The sequence below is a fragment of the Emticicia sp. SJ17W-69 genome (assembly GCF_051209875.1).
Lineage (GTDB): Bacteria > Bacteroidota > Bacteroidia > Cytophagales > Spirosomataceae > Emticicia.
On the sequence record NZ_JBNTQY010000001.1, the window covers coordinates 3,501,066 to 3,518,764 of the forward strand.

The 17,699-nt window shown below is 35.4% G+C and carries 14 protein-coding genes; 11 read left to right on the plus strand and 3 right to left on the minus strand.

What is annotated here, in order from left to right; translation table 11 throughout:
* Window positions 1-63: 63 nt before the first annotated feature.
* Window positions 64-1,494, plus strand: a complete 1,431-nt coding sequence (locus ACQUQZ_RS14275) for a circularly permuted type 2 ATP-grasp protein (protein ID WP_435355675.1) — start codon at window positions 64-66, stop codon at window positions 1,492-1,494.
* Window positions 1,495-1,620: 126 nt separating this feature from the next.
* Window positions 1,621-2,175: a DUF6580 family putative transport protein gene (locus ACQUQZ_RS14280; RefSeq protein WP_435355676.1), complete on the plus strand. Its 555-nt coding sequence runs from the start codon at window positions 1,621-1,623 to the stop codon at window positions 2,173-2,175.
* An 80-nt stretch (window positions 2,176-2,255) separates the two neighbouring features.
* Here the strand turns inward: ACQUQZ_RS14280 and metH are convergent, their stop codons facing one another.
* On the minus strand, window positions 2,256-6,059 hold the full coding sequence (gene metH / locus ACQUQZ_RS14285) for a methionine synthase (RefSeq protein ID WP_435357658.1): 3,804 nt from the start codon (window positions 6,057-6,059) through the stop codon (window positions 2,256-2,258).
* Between the two features lie 266 nt (window positions 6,060-6,325).
* Between metH and ACQUQZ_RS14290 the strand changes: the two genes are divergently transcribed.
* Window positions 6,326-6,787 carry an Lrp/AsnC family transcriptional regulator gene (locus tag ACQUQZ_RS14290; protein ID WP_435355677.1) on the plus strand — a complete coding sequence of 154 codons (462 nt, stop codon included), beginning with the start codon at window positions 6,326-6,328 and terminating at the stop codon, window positions 6,785-6,787.
* A gap of 82 nt (window positions 6,788-6,869) precedes the next feature.
* Here ACQUQZ_RS14290 and amaB read toward each other — a convergent pair whose 3' ends face one another.
* Complete coding sequence (gene amaB / locus ACQUQZ_RS14295; protein WP_435355678.1) at window positions 6,870-8,396, minus strand: L-piperidine-6-carboxylate dehydrogenase; 1,527 nt, start codon at window positions 8,394-8,396, stop codon at window positions 6,870-6,872.
* A 246-nt stretch (window positions 8,397-8,642) separates the two neighbouring features.
* On the opposite strand from amaB, the gene ACQUQZ_RS14300 reads away from it, so the two are divergent.
* From ACQUQZ_RS14300 to ACQUQZ_RS14330, 7 genes are all read left to right on the plus strand, one after another.
* Window positions 8,643-9,479: an alpha/beta hydrolase gene (locus tag ACQUQZ_RS14300; protein WP_435355679.1), complete on the plus strand. Its 837-nt coding sequence runs from the start codon at window positions 8,643-8,645 to the stop codon at window positions 9,477-9,479.
* Between the two features lie 262 nt (window positions 9,480-9,741).
* Window positions 9,742-10,905, plus strand: coding sequence for a homogentisate 1,2-dioxygenase (locus tag ACQUQZ_RS14305; protein WP_435355680.1), 1,164 nt, complete (start codon window positions 9,742-9,744; stop codon window positions 10,903-10,905).
* A 78-nt stretch (window positions 10,906-10,983) separates the two neighbouring features.
* Window positions 10,984-12,111: a 4-hydroxyphenylpyruvate dioxygenase gene (hppD, locus tag ACQUQZ_RS14310; protein ID WP_435355681.1), complete on the plus strand. Its 1,128-nt coding sequence runs from the start codon at window positions 10,984-10,986 to the stop codon at window positions 12,109-12,111.
* A gap of 132 nt (window positions 12,112-12,243) precedes the next feature.
* Window positions 12,244-12,975, plus strand: coding sequence for a phenylalanine 4-monooxygenase (gene phhA, locus ACQUQZ_RS14315; protein ID WP_435355682.1), 732 nt, complete (start codon window positions 12,244-12,246; stop codon window positions 12,973-12,975).
* Window positions 12,976-13,086: 111 nt separating this feature from the next.
* A complete protein-coding gene (locus tag ACQUQZ_RS14320; RefSeq protein ID WP_435355683.1) occupies window positions 13,087-13,524 on the plus strand; it encodes a MarR family winged helix-turn-helix transcriptional regulator in 438 nt (145 codons plus the stop codon).
* Between the two features lie 67 nt (window positions 13,525-13,591).
* On the plus strand, window positions 13,592-14,794 hold the full coding sequence (fahA, locus tag ACQUQZ_RS14325; protein WP_435355684.1) for a fumarylacetoacetase: 1,203 nt from the start codon (window positions 13,592-13,594) through the stop codon (window positions 14,792-14,794).
* A gap of 93 nt (window positions 14,795-14,887) precedes the next feature.
* The gene (locus ACQUQZ_RS14330) at window positions 14,888-15,781 is read left to right on the plus strand and encodes a flavin reductase family protein (protein ID WP_435355685.1); all 894 of its coding nucleotides are present in this window, start codon (window positions 14,888-14,890) and stop codon (window positions 15,779-15,781) included.
* Window positions 15,782-15,826: 45 nt separating this feature from the next.
* On the opposite strand, the gene ACQUQZ_RS14335 is transcribed toward ACQUQZ_RS14330, so the two are convergent.
* Window positions 15,827-16,324 carry a peptide deformylase gene (locus tag ACQUQZ_RS14335; RefSeq protein WP_435355686.1) on the minus strand — a complete coding sequence of 166 codons (498 nt, stop codon included), beginning with the start codon at window positions 16,322-16,324 and terminating at the stop codon, window positions 15,827-15,829.
* 87 nt (window positions 16,325-16,411) lie between these two features.
* On the opposite strand from ACQUQZ_RS14335, the gene ACQUQZ_RS14340 reads away from it, so the two are divergent.
* Window positions 16,412-17,647, plus strand: coding sequence for an OmpA family protein (locus ACQUQZ_RS14340; protein ID WP_435355687.1), 1,236 nt, complete (start codon window positions 16,412-16,414; stop codon window positions 17,645-17,647).
* The last annotated feature ends 52 nt before the right edge of the window (window positions 17,648-17,699 follow it).

Sequence of the window (17,699 nt, forward strand, 5' to 3'; positions counted from 1 at the left end):
TTTGAATTTTAGCAGAATAATAATATTTTGGACTTTCATTTACACAAATACCAAAGAAACCTTATGAATTACGATTTCAACAACTACAAAACCGAGAAGTTTTTCGATGAAATGGTTACTGAGAACGGTACGCCTCGTGCAGGGAATCAGTTTTTGAAAGATAAAATTGAACACCTCGCTTTTAACGAACTTGCAAAAAAGCAAAAAGCTGCCGAACGCTCAATGGTTTCAGCTGGCATCACTTTTAATGTTTATTCGGAAGAAGGTGGCACAGAACGAATCATTCCCATTGATGTTATACCAAGAATTATCGATTCTTCCGAATGGGACAATTTAGAAAAAGGTTTAGTACAGCGAATAACTGCTTTAAATCTTTTTTTGCAAGACATTTATAATGAGCAGAAAATTATCAAAGATGGCATTATTCCTCGTGAAATAATCGAATCAAGTAAAGGTTTCTTACCTGAATGTATAGGTCTTACACCACCCAAGAAAGTTTGGATTCATATTACAGGGACTGATTTAATTAGAGACAATAATGGCGTATTTACAGTCTTAGAAGATAATTTACGTTGTCCCTCAGGTGTTTCTTATATGCTCGAAAACCGTGAGTTATCGAAACAAACTTTTCCTGATGTACTCTCACAATCAAATGTCCGTTCAATTTCTGAATATCCTGCCAAGTTACTTGAAGTTTTAAGTTATATCTCTGGTCGTCCTGATCCAACTGTGGCTGTTTTGACTCCAGGGATTTATAATTCTGCTTATTTTGAACATTCATATTTAGCTCAACAAATGGGTGTAGAATTGGTAGATTACAGAGATTTAGTCGTTGTTGGAGATTACTTAAAAATGCGAACAACCACAGGGTTCAAAACCGTTGATGTACTTTATCGCAGAATAGATGATACTTTCTTAGACCCACTCACATTTAATCCTCATTCATTAATAGGTATTCCTGGTTTATTTGATGTGTATAAAAAAGGGAATATTGGATTAGCCAATGCTCCAGGCACAGGCGTTGCTGATGACAAAGTGGTTTATGCTTATGTTCCACGCATCATTAAATATTATCTTGGAGAAGATGCTCTTATTCCAAATGTGGACACATATCTTTGTGGTGAGCCCGATTCAATGAAATATGTCTTAGAGAATATCGAAAAATTGGTTGTGAAAGAAGCCAATGAGGCCGGTGGATATGGCATGTTGATTGGACCAAAAGCTGACAAAGCTGAACATGATCTATTTAGAGAACGAATCAAGGCAAATCCAAGAAATTATATTGCACAACCTACCATTTCACTCTCCCGTAGCCCTTGTTTAGTGGAAGATGGTTTAGAAGGTCGTCATATTGACTTACGACCTTATATTTTATATGGCAATGGTATTCATGTAACACCTGGTGGATTGACAAGAGTTGCCTTAAAAAAAGGTTCTTTGGTAGTAAACTCTTCACAAGGTGGAGGCAGTAAGGATACTTGGGTACTAAAATAGTTATATGTTATGAGCTTTTTTTAGTCCTGAATTATGAGTTCTGAGTTCTGAGTTGTATTTTTGTATCACTGAAACAAGTTTGTTTTCAATTCAGAACTCAGAACTTAGAATTCAGAACTCTTTCACATGAATATTACACGATTTTCGACATTAGTGGCAATCATTGTTTTGGCAGCATTGTCAAGATTTTTGCCACATCCGTTTAATTTTACGCCTATCGCAGCAATCGCACTATTTGGTGGAGCATATTTTACCAATCGTTGGCAAGCGATAATGTTACCAATGGCAGCAATGCTTTTAAGTGATACCATTCTTGAAATTACAACTGGTTACGGATTTCATTCAGGCATGCTTATAATTTATGCAGCTTTTACTTTGGTTGCTGTTCTTGGAATGAATTTACTGAAAACAGTTAACCCTGTTCGAGTAATTTCGGCTTCAGTGGCAAGTTCATTGATTTTCTTTTTGATTACAAACTTTGCATTTTTATATCCAGAAGCGGCAATTCCTGACCCAAATTTGGGAAATTACCCACATAATTTAACAGGAATCATTGCTTCTTACACAGCAGGAATTCCTTTCTTGAAAAATCAAATCTTAGGAGATTTATTCTTTTCAAGTATCCTTTTTGGTGGATTTGCTTTGTTACAACGCCGTTTTGAAGTTTTGAAAACGGCTTAGAATTTTGTTATAATTTAGACAATAAAAAAAGAGAGTTATGATCATAACTCTCTTTTTTTGTACACTTTAAAGATATTTCATCAATCATAATTCAATACAGGAGCAAGCCATCGCTCAATTTCCTCCAATTCCATATTTTTACGTTTGGCATAATCTACAACTTGGTCTTTACCAATTTTTCCGATAGTAAAATATTTGCTTTCTGGATGAGAAAAATACCAACCACTCACCGAACTTGCTGGATACATAGCAAAACTTTCAGTCAATTCGATACCTATTCTATTGGCTTGTAGTAATTCAAATAAAGCTGTTTTTTCGGTATGGTCTGGGCAAGCAGGATAACCTGGTGCTGGACGAATACCTTGGTATTTTTCAGAAATTAATTCTTCATTCGTGAAAGTTTCATTTGAAACATAGCCCCAAAATTCGGTACGCACTCGCTCGTGCATCAATTCGGTAAATGCTTCTGCCAAACGGTCAGCAATGGCTTTGAGCATAATAGAATTGTAATCATCATTATCTTTTTCGTATTGTTCAAGCAGAGCCTCAATTCCTAAACCAGCAGTAACAGCAAATCCGCCAATGTAATCATCACTACCAGCTCCTAAAGGTGAGATATAATCACTCAAACACAAATTGGGTAAGTTTTGAGCTTTTAAGTTTTGTTGGCGAAGTTGGTGTAAGATTGCTAAGGGTGAATTTTCAATCAAATCACCATTTTCTGAAACTGCTGTTTCACCCAAAACTCTATAACCTGTACCTTTTAATGCACCTTGACCTGCAGCATTATACTCATACGATTCAAAATTGTGCAATATAATATCATCACCTACTGAATTGGCAGGATAAAAACCAATCACCGCTTTTGCTTGCAAAGATTTTTCATTAATAACTTTTTTGAGCATTGCTTGAGCATCATTATAAAGTTTCTTTGCTTCATTTCCCACTACCGCATCATCAAAAATCTTAGGATATTTTCCAGATAATTGCCATGTTTGAAAAAATGGTGTCCAGTCTATATACTTTGCAATTTCAGCCAAATCATAATCTTCAAAAACTTTCGTTCCTAAAAACTTAGGTTTTGTGGCTTTATAATTTGACCAATCAATTTTCACATGATTCTCTCTTGCTTTTTCAATCGAAATAAAGTTTTTATCTTTTTGACGACTGGCGTGGTCAACTCTCAATTGTGCATATTGTGTCTTGATTTCATCAAAAATTTCTTGATTAGTTTGCTCATTTTGCATCAAACGTCCAGCCACAGGTACACTTTTCGAAGCATCCAACACATGAATTACAGGACCAGAATAGTGAGGGTCTATTTTCACTGCGGTATGAATACGTGAGGTGGTTGCTCCTCCAATCAACAAAGGGACTTTGAAACCTTGACGCTCCATTTCTTTGGCAACCCCAACCATTTCATCCAAACTTGGTGTAATCAAACCACTTAAACCAATGATGTCAACATTGTGTTTTTTGGCTTCTTCCAAAATTTTATTGGTAGGAACCATTACACCCAAATCTATGATTTCATAATTATTACAAGCCAATACTACCCCAACAATGTTTTTACCAATATCATGTACATCACCTTTTACTGTTGCGAGCAAAATTTTACCTGCATTTGATGAAGTTTCAGCTTCACCTTCCACCTTATTTAGTAATTTTTCTTCTTCAATAAACGGCAATAAATAAGCGACAGCTTTTTTCATTACCCTTGCCGATTTTACTACTTGCGGTAAGAACATTTTCCCTTCACCAAACAAATCACCAACCACATTCATTCCATCCATTAATGGCCCTTCGATTACATGAAGTGGTTTCTCACAACCTTGACGTGCTTCTTCAACATCTTCATCAATAAATTCGGTCAAGCCTTTAATCAAAGCATGTTCTAAGCGTTTACCAACTGGTAATTCTCGCCAAGCATTGTCAACAACTTGCTCTTTCCCTTTAGATTTGACAGTTTCTGCAAAAGTTACCAATCGCTCGGTAGCATCAGGGCGACGGTTCAAAAGTACATCTTCACAAAGTTCCAACATATCTTTCGGAATATCGTCATAAACGCCCAATTGACCTGCATTCACAATTCCCATATCCATTCCTGCTTTGATAGCATGGTATAAAAATATGGTGTGCATGGCTTCACGAACGGGTTCATTTCCTCTAAAACTGAACGAAATATTAGAAACTCCGCCAGAAACTTTAGCATAAGGCAGATTTTCTTTTATCCAACGAGTTGCATTGATAAAGTCAACGGCATAATTATTATGTTCTTCCAAACCAGTGGCAACTGTCAAAATATTTGGATCGAAAATAATATCTTGCGGAGGAAAATTAACTTGATTGACCAAAATATCGTAAGCTCTTTTACAAATTTCAATGCGTCGCTCATACGAATCTGCTTGTCCATCTTCATCAAAAGCCATTACGACTGTTGATGCTCCATAACGTTTCACTTTTTGAGCAGATTCTATAAATTTTGCTTCACCCTCTTTCAAAGAAATCGAATTTACAATTGATTTTCCTTGTACACATTTCAAACCTGCTTCTATCACTTCCCATTTAGATGAGTCAATCATCAAAGGTAATCTTGAAATATCAGGTTCGGCAGCAATCAAATTCAAGAAAGTTGTCATTGCCTCTACCCCATCAATCATTCCTTCATCAAGGTTTACATCAATGATTTGAGCTCCATTTTCAGCTTGATTTCTTGCAACTGAAAGAGCATCATCATATTTTCCTTCTCGAATCAATCTTGCGAAAGCCTTTGAACCAGTTACATTACAACGCTCACCAACATTCACAAAATTAGTTTCCTTCGTCATTTTCAAAGGTTCTAATCCTGATACTTTTTGAATTGGTTCAAAAGTTGGTACAACACGTGGCTTGTATTTTGCCGAAACTTCGGCAATGGCTTTTATGTGAGCAGGCGTTGTTCCGCAACAGCCTCCGATGATATTCATAAAACTATTTTGCAAGAAATCTTCCACGATCACTGCCATTTCTGCTGGCGATTGGTCGTATTCTCCCATTTCGTTTGGCAAGCCTGCATTTGGGTGAGCCGATACCATGAATGGTGCTTCATTAGCCAAAATCTGTACATAAGGACGCATTAAATCTGCTCCTAAAGCACAGTTTAAACCAATAGACAATAAATCTATGTGTGAAACCGAAGTCAAAAATGCCTCGGTTGTTTGTCCAGAAAGTGTTCGTCCAGAAGCATCGGTGATAGTTCCTGAAACCATTACTGGAATATTACTTTCGACGAAATTTAACAAATTTTCTCTTGTTTGCTTTGCCATTGACCCACTTTTCAATGGTTTCACTGTATTGTGTTTTACATCAAAAGCAAATAAATCAATGGCAAAAAGAGCAGCTTTAGCATTGAGCGTATCAAAGATAGTTTCGACTAAAAGTACATCAGCACCTCCATCAACCAAACCTTGAATTTGCTCATAGTAAGCCTCAACCAATTCATCAAATGTGATAGCACGAAAACCTGGGTCATTCACATCAGGTGATAACGAAAGCGTACGATTCGTTGGGCCAATCGAACCTGCTACAAAACGAGGCTTATTGGGATTTTTTGCAGTAAATTCGTCAGCTACCTCACGAGCAATTTTGGCAGATTGATAATTCAATTCATACACATAATCTTCCATGTGATAATCGGCCATTGCGATTGACGTTCCCGAAAAAGTATTTGTTTCGGCAATGTCAGCACCTGCTTCAAAGTATTTTGCATGAATTTCTTTAATAACTTCTGGTTTCGTGATTGAAAGCATATCGTTATTACCTTTTACTTCATGCGGGAAATCTTTGAAACGTTCACCTCTATAATCTGCATCAGATAATTTGTATTCTTGAATCAAAGAACCCATCGCACCATCAAGCACAAGGATTCTATCTTTTAGTATTTCTCGGATGTTAGCCACTTCTTACCTTATTTTTAATTAAAAAGAGTAATCACAATTTTGAAAATTGTGTTACAGGATAATAACAAAATTTATCTTACAAAAGTACGATTTAAAGATTGATTATTTGAATAATTTACAAAAAATAGATAAATTATCTAAAATTCAATTGTTTGCTACGGTTTTTATTTTTAATTTTGACCTAAATATTTGTAAAAAACGACATTTTATCTATGCAAAAATTAGATAGTACCGACCGTGAGATTTTGAAGTCACTTCAAGAAAATGCACATTTGACAACTAAAGAATTAGCTTCTCGATTGAATCTTTCACCAACGCCTGTTTATGAGCGTGTAAGAAGGCTAGAAAATGAAGGCGTAATTAAAAAATATGTTGCGGTGATTGACCGTGAAAAAGTAGGTAAAGACTTAATGGTTTTTTGTAATATTCGCTTAAAAGAACATGCTCAAGAGGCTGGTAAAAAGTTTGTTTTGGAAATTGTCAAACTGAATGAAGTAATCGAATGCCATAATATTTCGGGAGAATATGACTTTATGCTGAAAGTGGTGGTGGAAGATATGCGTGAATACCAAAGTTTTTTGATGAATAAATTGGCATCACTCGAAAATATTGGAAGTACACATAGCACATTTGTGATGAGTGAGATTAAAAATGAGACTAAGTTGGAGATTTAGATTCAAGATACTGGACAAGAGATTCGAGAAAAGTTTTAAAGAAAAAAATCTCGAATCTCATATCTAAAATCTCATATCTCAACTACAAATCAAACTTAATCCCTTGAGCCAAAGGCAGTTGTGTACTATAATTGATAGTATTTGTTTGTCTTCTCATATAATTTCTCCAAGCATCTGAACCACTTTCACGCCCGCCACCAGTTTCTTTTTCTCCACCAAAAGCTCCGCCAATTTCAGCTCCAGAAGTTCCAATATTCACATTAGCAATGCCACAATCTGAACCAGCATAAGACAAAAACTGCTCAGATTCACGCATATTTAATGTAAATATGGATGATGAAAGTCCTTGTGGAACAGCATTTTGTAATGCAATCGCTTCATCAAGTGTTTTGAATTTCATTAAATACAAAATAGGGGCAAATGTTTCGTGACAAACCGTTGGTGTTTGGCTTTCAACTTCAACGATGGTTGGTTTTACATAACACCCTGATTCGTAGCCTTCTCCTGATAAAACTTCATTGCCACAAAGCACTTTTCCACCCTCATTCTGAATATTTGTAATAGCTGTTTTATAATTATTTACGGCATCAACATCAATCAAGGGGCCAACATGGTTGTGCATGTCCAAAGGGTTACCGATACGTATTTGGGCATAGATTTTTACTAAGCGATTTTTTACTTCTTCAAACAAACTTTCTTGCAAAAATAAACGGCGAGTGGTTGTGCAACGTTGCCCAGCCGTGCCAACCGCACCAAAAACAACCGCAGGGATAACTACTTCTAAATCAGCATTTTGAGTAACAATAATGGCATTATTTCCACCCAATTCTAATAAACTTTTTCCAAAACGAGCTGCTACTGCTTGACCAACAGCTTTGCCCATGCGAGTAGAACCGGTTGCTGAAATCAAGGCTACACTTGAGTCGTTTGAAAGCCACTCACCTACTTTTCTATCACCAATAATGATACTCGAAACACCTTCAGGAATATCATTTTTGCGTAAAACTTCTTGAATAATATTTTGACAAGCAATGGCTGTCAAAGGTGTTTTTTCGGAAGGTTTCCAGACACAAACATCTCCACAAATCCATGCCAACATGGTATTCCAAGACCAAACTGCCACTGGAAAATTGAAAGCCGAAATGATTCCAACTATGCCAAGCGGGTGCCATTGCTCATACATTCGGTGTTGCGGACGTTCTGAGTGCATCGTAAGTCCATAAAGTTGACGAGAAAGTCCAACAGCAAAATCGCAAATATCAATCATTTCTTGTACTTCTCCCCAGCCTTCTTGCAAACTTTTGCCCATTTCGTAACTTACTAAACGCCCTAAAGCATCTCTATTTTCACGCAAAGCATCTCCCATTTGTCGCACAATTTCGCCACGTTTTGGAGCAGGAACTGTTCGCCAAACTTTAAATGCTTCTTTGGCTTTTTCGATAACTTTGTCGTAATCTTCCTTATTGGCTTGATTTACTTGTCCAATCAATTCACCATCTACTGGGGAATAAGAACTCAGTAAACTTCCACCACCTGCCCAACTTTCTACGCCAGTGCTAATCCCATTGTTGAGTGATTCGATTTTAAGTGTTTTTAATACTTGTTTCATTAGTTTTGTTGTTTTTTGAAGTGTTTTTTTTTCAAATGATTAAAAAGGGCACAAAAGTTCCATATATATTCTTTTCTTTATGATGAGGAAGAAACCAAATTCTCTTTAACTCAAAATTTGAAGTTATCAAAATATATTTATGCAAAACCCCACAAAGATAAAGAAACCAACCCAAGCCACAAACTTGATGCAATATATCATGATATTTATCTATATTTATGTTTCAAATCTATTCAATCTATAAAAATGAACGCTACCGAACTATCTTGGAAAACCTCCGACGGAATTAATATTTATGGCAAAAAATGGGAGTCCGCAATGCCCATCAAAGCCGTAATTTGCCTCATGCATGGCATGGGCGAACATATCAATCGCTACAACCATGTCGCTGAAATGTTTAATAACAACGGCTACGCTGTCATTGGCTGCGACCAACGTGGGCATGGTAAATCAGAAGGTAAACGTGGTCACTTCCCAGATTTTGAAACTTTCTTAAATGATGTTGATAGTTTATTGATGCAGGCTTCCATAAATTTTCCAGATGCCAAACAGATTCTTTATGGGCATAGCATGGGTGGAAATTTAGTAGCAAATTATTTACTCCGTCGTCAGCCCAAAATTACTGGGGCAATTCTGTCATCACCATATTTCCAATTAGCATTTCAGCCTTCAAAAGTCACGCTGGCAATCGGAAAATTAATGAAAGGGATTTTACCCGCATTATCATTAAGTAGCGGTTTAGATTCTTCGGCCATTTCAAGAGATACAGAGGAGGTAAATAAATACAATAATGACCCATTAGTACATGATAAGGTTTCGGCAAAAATGGGAATTGAAATGATAGAAACTGGTCAATGGGCGATTGATAATGCTGAAAAATTGACTATCCCAACTTTGGTTTATCATGGAACTGCCGACCAACTTACTTCACATCATGGCAGTGAACTTTTTGCCGAAAAAGCTGGTAAACTCGTTACTTTTATTTCACTTGAAGGGCTATATCATGAAACTCATAACGAACCTGAAAAACTTGTGGTTTTCAAAAAAATCATCCTATGGCTTGATCATTTAATTGGTATTTAGTTATTCAAAACTACTTGATTCAATTATTTCAAAATGACATTCAATTAAAAAGGCGTATTTCGATACGCCTTTTTTCGTTTTCTTTCTTCAAAAAAACCATTTAACGCAATTTAATACTATCAAATAAAAAAATATTTATATTTTAATTGTCATAACAAATAATTTTTATAATTTTGTACGCACAACAATATTTAGTATAACAATTAATAGTGATTATAAAGTAATTATCCTTTCTACATTATCAATTATTCATTAATATAAAATGCCTATTTACCATAAACTTGGAAAAATTCCAGCAAAGCGACATACACAATTTGAAAAGCCAGAGAATGGAGGATTGTATTATGAACAACTTTTTGGAACAATTGGCTTTGACGGTATGGCATCGTTGATGTATCATATTCATCGACCTACGCAAGTCATGCAAATACTTGATAGCAAAGATATTACACCAAAAATTGGAGATACTCATAACATGATGATGCGGAAATTTATTGGTTTTAATGTTATTCCTACGGATGATTTTCTCGAAAGTCGAGTACCAATGATGACCAATGCGGCTTGTACAATTGGTTTAGCGGCTCCGACACAATCTTTGCGTGACTATTTCTATAAAAATGCTGATTCCGACGAGCTACTTTTCATTCACAAAGGTTCAGGCACACTTCGCACACAACTCGGCAATATTACTTTTGAATATGGTGATTATCTGCTTATTCCTCGGGGGATGATTTATCAAATTGATTTTAACACAAGCGATAATCGTATTTTTTATGTAGAATCTCACTCACCTATTTATACGCCAAAACGATACCGTAATCATTTTGGGCAACTTTTGGAAAGTTCGCCTTATTGTGAAAGGGATTATAAACTCCCTGAAATTTTAGAAACTTATGACCAAAAAGGTGAATTTTTAATCAAAATCAAGAAACAAAATAAATTACATCAATTAGTTTATCAATATCATCCTTTTGATGTGGTTGGGTTTGATGGTTACAATTTTCCTTGGGGATTTTCGATTCATAATTTTGAACCAATTACAGGCCGCATTCATCAACCACCACCAGTGCATCAAACTTTCCAAAGTGATGCTTTTGTCGTTTGCTCATTTTGCCCAAGACTTTATGATTATCATCCAAAGGCCATTCCAGCACCTTATAATCACTCAAATATTGACTCTGACGAGGTAATTTACTATGTAGATGGAGATTTTATGAGCCGAAATGACATTGCACAAGGACATATAACATTGCACCCAGGAGGAATTCCGCATGGCCCACACCCAGGGGCGATGGAACGAAGCATCGGAAAGACTCAGACCAAAGAATTAGCTGTAATGATTGATACTTTTCATCCTTTAATGATTACCGAAAATGCTTTAAAATATGATGATGGAAAGTATTTTCAGAGTTGGGGAGAAGATTAAATAAAATTTACCACATAAGCAAGGCGAACACAGATTTACACAAAGAGTAAAACAATCATCAAACTAAAAGGAAATAATATGTTACTTCAAGAAACAAACAATATTATCGAACAAAAAAGTGATTTCCTACCAATTAACGGTACAGATTATATTGAGTTGTATGTAGGCAATTGCAAGCAAGCAGCTCATTATTATCAAACTGCTTTTGGTTTTCAGCCTTTGGCTTATGCAGGACTTGAAACAGGACTTCGTGACCGAGAAAGCTATGTTTTACAACAAGGGAAAATTCGTTTGATGCTTACCTCTCCCCTTCATGGAGGAACTGAAATTGGCCGACACATCGATCAGCACGGTGATGGTGTGAAGGTTGTTGCACTCTGGGTAGATGATGCAAGAGATGCCTATTATGAAACTATTTCTCGTGGAGCAAAACCTTATTTTGAACCAATCGAAGAAGCAGATGAATTTGGAAAAGTGGTACGTTCGGGTATTCATACTTATGGTGATACTGTACATATTTTTGTAGAAAGAAACCAATATAAAGGTGTTTTTCTACCAAACTTTCGTTCGTGGAAACCAAGCTATCACCCTTCTCCAGTTGGATTAAAATACATAGATCATATAGTTGGAAATGTTGGTTGGAATGGCATGAATGAATGGGTAAATTTCTACGGAAAAGTAATGGGATTTAATCAATTAGTTAGTTTTGATGATAAAGATATTTCGACTGAATATACTGCTTTGATGAGCAAAGTAATGTCGAATGGCAATGGCCGCATCAAGTTTCCAATCAATGAACCTGCAGAAGGGAAAAAACGCTCGCAAGTGGAAGAGTATCTCGACTTTTATGGTGGTGCTGGGGTTCAACACTTAGCAGTTGCTACTGATGACATCATCACAACTGTTACACATTTGAGAGAACATGGTGTTGAATTTCTGCAAGTTCCTGATAGCTATTACGAAGACTTAAAAGGTAGAATAGGTGATATTGAAGAAGAAATAGAGCAATTAAGTCAACTCGGTATTTTAGTTGACCGAGATGAAGAAGGCTATTTACTCCAAATTTTCACTAAGCCAATAGAACCTCGTCCGACAATGTTTTTTGAAATTATTCAAAGAAAAGGAGCTAAATCCTTCGGAAAAGGCAATTTTAAAGCACTTTTTGAAGCAATTGAGCGTGAGCAGATTTTGCGGGGGACTTTGTAAAATTTAGTGATTGGGTGATTTGCGAATGAGTAATTATGAAAAATTTCTCCAATAAAGAATAGTTATTCACCAATTTACAAATCACTCATTCTCAAATTACTCAATCACCAATTCACTCAATCACTCATTAAAATGAACCAAGATTATAACAAATATACCCCTGCCGACCATGAAGTTTGGCAATTGCTATACGAAAGGCAAATGCAAAAATTACCTTCAATAGCCAGTGTAGCTTATCTTGAAGGAATTGAAAAAGCAGGTTTTGTATCACACCATATACCTGATTTTGAAAATGAAACCAATCCTCGATTACAAGCACTGACAGGTTGGTCGGTGGTGGCAGTCGAAGGATTAGTACCAATCAAAGAGTTTTTCGAACTTTTGGCAAACAAAAAGTTTCCTGCCTCTACTTGGCTTCGTAAAATAGAGCAATTAGACTATTTGGAAGAACCTGATATGTTTCATGATACTTTTGGTCATGTTCCACTGCTAACCAATCAAGCATTTTGTGATTTTTTGGCTGAGTTTAGCAAAATTTCTTTGAAATACATCAATGATGATTATGCAGTAAAACTCATGCAAAAACTCTATTGGTTTACTGTCGAATTTGGACTAATTAAAGAAACCAACGTATTGAAAATTTATGGTGGAGGCATTATTTCTTCGAGCGGTGAAAGCATTTATAGTTTAAATAGCGGTGTACCTATGAGAGTCCCTTACTCAATTGAAGAGATTTTAGAAACAGAAGTAAAAATCGATGCGTACCAGAAAAAGTATTTTGTGATAGATTCTTATGAACAATTGTTTCAATCATTACCAAAATTTGAAGAAATTTTAGAACTACAATTATTAGTGTATCAATAATTGAAGGTTTTTTCTACTTTTGTAATAAAAAAGGCTTTTAGCTGTTATTTTATAATACTAAAAGAAAATTACTAAAAACCAACAAAGTAGATTAAGACTGAAATTAAATAAATGACGCACTCAGACAAACGTTCGTACTATTTCAAAATTGATACAACCATCAAAAGGATTCGCAGTTTTATGCAAAAAGGCCTTACTGATGGTGGAATTGATTTAACTGTTGACCAATGGGTTGTAATCGACCACATCAAACCCAAAGCAGGAATTAGTCAAAATGATTTGGCAGTTGATACAGCTAAAGATGCACCAACAATTACCAGAATATTAGATTTATTAGTTGAAAAAGGCTTGGTCAGACGCCAAATGGCTGATGATGATCGAAGGAAATTCAATATTTATTTAACTGAAGAAGGTGAAAAATTACATGAAAATGCTTTAGGTGTAATTGGTGAAATTCGTAGGAAATCGTGGGGAAATCTAACAGACGAAGACTACGAACATCTTGTTAGAATCATGGACAAGATTCATGAAAATGTAAGTGAAAAATAATTTAAGTTTTACAAATTCGGTTTGCAAAACTGTTTTTTGTAAACTGACTTTGTAAATATATTTTATAATGATCTCTTGGCTCGATATATCGTCAGATAGCGATTTTTCAATCTATAATCTTCCTTTTGGGATTTTTAGTACCCATAAAAAAAAACCTCAAGTAGGCATCCGAATTAGTGATTATGTAATTGATTTAGAACAATTACGCAAACTTGGCTTACTCGAAATTCCCCGTAATATTTGTAATCAATCAAGTTTAAATTCTTTTATTGGACTTGGCAAAAAACGAACAAATGCCATAAGGATTCAAATACAAGAATGGCTTTGTGATGAAAAATCTCCTCTAAAAAGGCATTTCAATCATGCTTTTCATAAAATTGATGATGTAAAAATGCACTTACCAGTGAAAATTGGTGATTATACTGATTTTTATTCAAGCATCGAGCATGCCACCAATGCTGGCAAAATATTTCGACCTGACAATCCCCTTTTCCCGAATTGGAAACATATACCGATTGCTTATCACGGTCGAGCAAGTTCGATAGTCATTTCTGGAACCCCTATTCATCGCCCCAACGGACAGTATAAACCAGCCAATGCTACTACGCCTATTTTTGAAGCAACAAAAGAACTGGATTTTGAGTTGGAAATTGGGGCAATTATAGGCAAAAACTCTGAACAGGGAAAAAGTATAAATACTTCAGAATCAGAAGATTATGTATTTGGATTAGTACTTTTTAATGATTGGTCAGCAAGAGACATTCAGCGTTGGGAAACACAACCTTTAGGGCCTTTTTTAGGTAAAAATTTTGCATCTTCCATCTCCCCTTGGGTAGTTACATTAGAAGCATTAGCACCTTTTAGAGTGTATTCTCCTCTACAAGAACCTGCACCATTGCCTTATTTAGCAGTAGAAGGTAAGCGGAATTTTGATATAAATTTAGAAGTTAGTTTAAATAGAAATACAATCACTCGAACAAATTTCAAGCAGATGTATTGGAATATTGCTCAACAAGTAGCTCATCATACAGTAAATGGATGTAATCTAAAAATTGGCGATTTATTGGCCTCTGGCACTGTAAGTGGCTCAGAATCTGGCACTTACGGTTCGTTACTTGAACTTACTTGGGCGGGAAAAAATGCCATAACATTAACAAATGGTGAAACTCGCACCTATCTTGAAGATGGCGATGAATTGACGTTAAGTGGTTTCTCTGAAAAAGATGGAATAAGAGTTGGTTTTGGGGAAGTCAGTGGGAAGATTTCATAAATTTGATTAAACTTTTTTTTGATTTATTGATTGTTACAAGGCTGATTTTTCTTGTAATTATCTATTTTACACTTTTCATTCTACATTAATTTAATGCTTACATTCAATCCAAAAGAATTAGATTCAAGAGTTTTTTATAGCTATCTCACAGGAACAGTTGCTCCTCGTCCGATAGCTTTTGCGAGTACGATTGATAAATCTGGGAATGTTAATTTGAGTCCATTTAGCTTTTTTAATATCATGGGTATCAATCCTCCAATTTTAGTTTTTGCCCCCAATAACCGTGGCCGAGATGGTTCGAAAAAAGATACCATTCTAAACCTTGAGGAAGTTCCCGAAGTTGTCATCAACATGGTTGATTATAACATGGTTCAGCAAATGTCATTGTCAAGTGTTGAGTTTCCAAGAGATACAAATGAATTTGTAAAATCAGGATTTACTGAAGAAAAATCAATTCTTATTAAGCCGCCAAGAGTAAAGGAATCAAAAGCTCATTTTGAATGTAAAATATTGGAAATCAAGCAGATTGGTACAATGAATTTGGTCATTTGTGAGATTATTCTAGCTCATTTTTCAGAACTGATTATTGGAAAAAATGGCAAAATTGACCAGCAAAAAACCGATTGGGTAGCACGAATGGGAGGAGATTGGTACGCAAGAGCTAACGAATCAGCAATATTTGAAGTTGAAAAACCGACAAGCAAAATCGGCATTGGCTATGATGCCATTCCAGAAAAAATCCGTTTGTCTAAAATCCTGACTGGCAATCATTTAGGACAATTGGGTAATGTTGAAACTTTACCAAGTCAAGAAGAGATTATGGCTTTCCGAGATACACAAATCATGCAAGAAATCATCGAGCAAGTGCTTTACGGCTGTGCATTTTTAGACAATCTATTGCATAGTGAAGCATCAAAATTATTGAATGAAAATAAAGTAAAAGAGGCTTGGCTATTTCTTTTACAAGCTCACCCATCAATCCTCTAAAAAGAACTTTGAAAATGCGTGATTCACTCAATGATTCATTATCCATTAGTTTTCAGGCGTTGGTCGCCATTTAAATGATTGATTATCAATGGCTCGCATGGTGCAAAGGACTCCATCAAGATGGTCATATTCATGTTGAAGAAGTTCTGAAATGGCATCTTCAACTTGCCAAGTTTGTGGCTGCCAGTTTTCGTCTAAATAATTGATAGTTAACACTTTATGACGTTTAACTTTTACCAATAGATTAGGAAAAGACATACAATCGTCCCATAATTCAAACATCTCTTCACTTAAATTTTCAAAAACTGGATTGATAATCACAATAGGGCGGTCAAGATTCAAATAAATCAATCTTTTCATAACTCCGAGTTGCGGAGCTGCAATACCTCTTCCGAATTGGTACTTTGCCCGAATTTCTTCCATCACATTGTGCAAGTCAGCTATCCATACTTTTACCAAAGGCAGTTCGTGTTCGTAAACTGGCTCGCATACTTCATATAATCTTGGGTCGCCGAGTTGGAGAAGGTCATTTATATGTTTCATAGAATTAACAAAAATTAACAACCACAAATAAACTAAAAAATAACTACATTCGTTTTTTGGGTGCAATAAATTTAGATTTTAAATACTATGAAAAAACTACTCATAACTCTCTTTACATTATCATTTTTGAATAGTTTTGGTCAATTAATAACCAAAATGCCCGAAATTGACGACCAAACAAGTTATGAAACTGATATAACAAAAGTCGAAATTCGGGGAAATTATACTATCATATCTTTCAGTTATCAAGTTTCTGAAAGAAAAAACAATGCTTTGCAATTCCAATTTCCTTTTCCAAATCAAAGTCAACCAGCCTCCACTTATACCATTTCATTTAATCCAAAAAGTTACTTGAATGGCAATGGGAAGCGATTCAAATATATCAAATCAACAGGTATTCCTGAAATTCCTGAGGAAATGAATGTTTATCCTAAAGAAAAATATCGTTTTACGGTTTACTTTGAAAAGTTAGATGCTGGCATCGAAACTTTCAATTTGATTGAAGGCAAAAATCGCCCAGAAGAACGTCACCAATATTGGAATTTTTATGGTGTTCATGTCAATAATCCTTTAGTAAAAAAACCTATTACAGCCCCTCCAGTTGAGAAGAAAGAAGAAGTTTCTAACGATGAAGAAGTAGTGGTGACTATTAAAGGTAAAATTTTAGATGCTAAAACCAATAAACCAATTGCTGGAAAAGTTTTGTATCGTTTTGATTATGATGTACAAAAAACTGATTCTGTAAAAACCAATAATTTAGGCGAATATTCATTTAAAATAAAGCCAGATGCCTACACATTTATTGCCTCTGCTAATGGTTATGAAAACTCTCAGGAAAGTATGGATTTATCAAAAATCAGTAAAAATCAGCAGTTTTCGCAGAATATTTACTTAAATCCTGCTGCAAAAAAAGAAGAGCCTAAGATAGAAGAAAAGAAAGAAAAAGAAATTATAAAAACAGAAACTTCACCCCTCAAAATAGAAGAAAATAAATTTAGGCTTGATAAAGTTTTCTTCGAAATCGGTGAATCAAGACTTTTGCCTGATTCGTATGAACAGCTTGATGGGCTTTTGAAAATGCTTAAAGACGATCCAAAAATGACTATCATAGTTGAAGGACACACCGATAACGTGGGCGATCCAACACAAAATAAACGCCTTTCGCTTGAACGTGCCTATAATGTTCGTGAGTATTTGATAAGTAAAGGTATTGCAGGCTTCCGAATTCAATTCAAAGGTTATGGAGATACGAAACCTATTGCTGACAACAACACCGAAGAAGGTCGCAAAATGAATCGTCGAGTTGAGTTTGTAATCTTGTAAAAATTAAAATAATATTTTACTTTAGCTTCCCGAATGTATTTATTCGGGAAGC

What these genes read in the sequence shown, in the direction of transcription:
- ACQUQZ_RS14275 (WP_435355675.1), top strand. Translation starts at nt 64, where the DNA reads ATGAATTACGATTTCAACAACTACAAAACCGAGAAGTTTTTCGATGAA.
- ACQUQZ_RS14280 (WP_435355676.1), top strand. Translation starts at nt 1,621, where the DNA reads ATGAATATTACACGATTTTCGACATTAGTGGCAATCATTGTTTTGGCA.
- metH (WP_435357658.1), bottom strand. Translation starts at nt 6,059, where the DNA reads ATGGGTTCTTTGATTCAAGAATACAAATTATCTGATGCAGATTATAGA.
- ACQUQZ_RS14290 (WP_435355677.1), top strand. Translation starts at nt 6,326, where the DNA reads ATGCAAAAATTAGATAGTACCGACCGTGAGATTTTGAAGTCACTTCAA.
- amaB (WP_435355678.1), bottom strand. Translation starts at nt 8,396, where the DNA reads ATGAAACAAGTATTAAAAACACTTAAAATCGAATCACTCAACAATGGG.
- ACQUQZ_RS14300 (WP_435355679.1), top strand. Translation starts at nt 8,643, where the DNA reads ATGAACGCTACCGAACTATCTTGGAAAACCTCCGACGGAATTAATATT.
- ACQUQZ_RS14305 (WP_435355680.1), top strand. Translation starts at nt 9,742, where the DNA reads ATGCCTATTTACCATAAACTTGGAAAAATTCCAGCAAAGCGACATACA.
- hppD (WP_435355681.1), top strand. Translation starts at nt 10,984, where the DNA reads ATGTTACTTCAAGAAACAAACAATATTATCGAACAAAAAAGTGATTTC.
- phhA (WP_435355682.1), top strand. Translation starts at nt 12,244, where the DNA reads ATGAACCAAGATTATAACAAATATACCCCTGCCGACCATGAAGTTTGG.
- ACQUQZ_RS14320 (WP_435355683.1), top strand. Translation starts at nt 13,087, where the DNA reads ATGACGCACTCAGACAAACGTTCGTACTATTTCAAAATTGATACAACC.
- fahA (WP_435355684.1), top strand. Translation starts at nt 13,592, where the DNA reads ATGATCTCTTGGCTCGATATATCGTCAGATAGCGATTTTTCAATCTAT.
- ACQUQZ_RS14330 (WP_435355685.1), top strand. Translation starts at nt 14,888, where the DNA reads ATGCTTACATTCAATCCAAAAGAATTAGATTCAAGAGTTTTTTATAGC.
- ACQUQZ_RS14335 (WP_435355686.1), bottom strand. Translation starts at nt 16,324, where the DNA reads ATGAAACATATAAATGACCTTCTCCAACTCGGCGACCCAAGATTATAT.
- ACQUQZ_RS14340 (WP_435355687.1), top strand. Translation starts at nt 16,412, where the DNA reads ATGAAAAAACTACTCATAACTCTCTTTACATTATCATTTTTGAATAGT.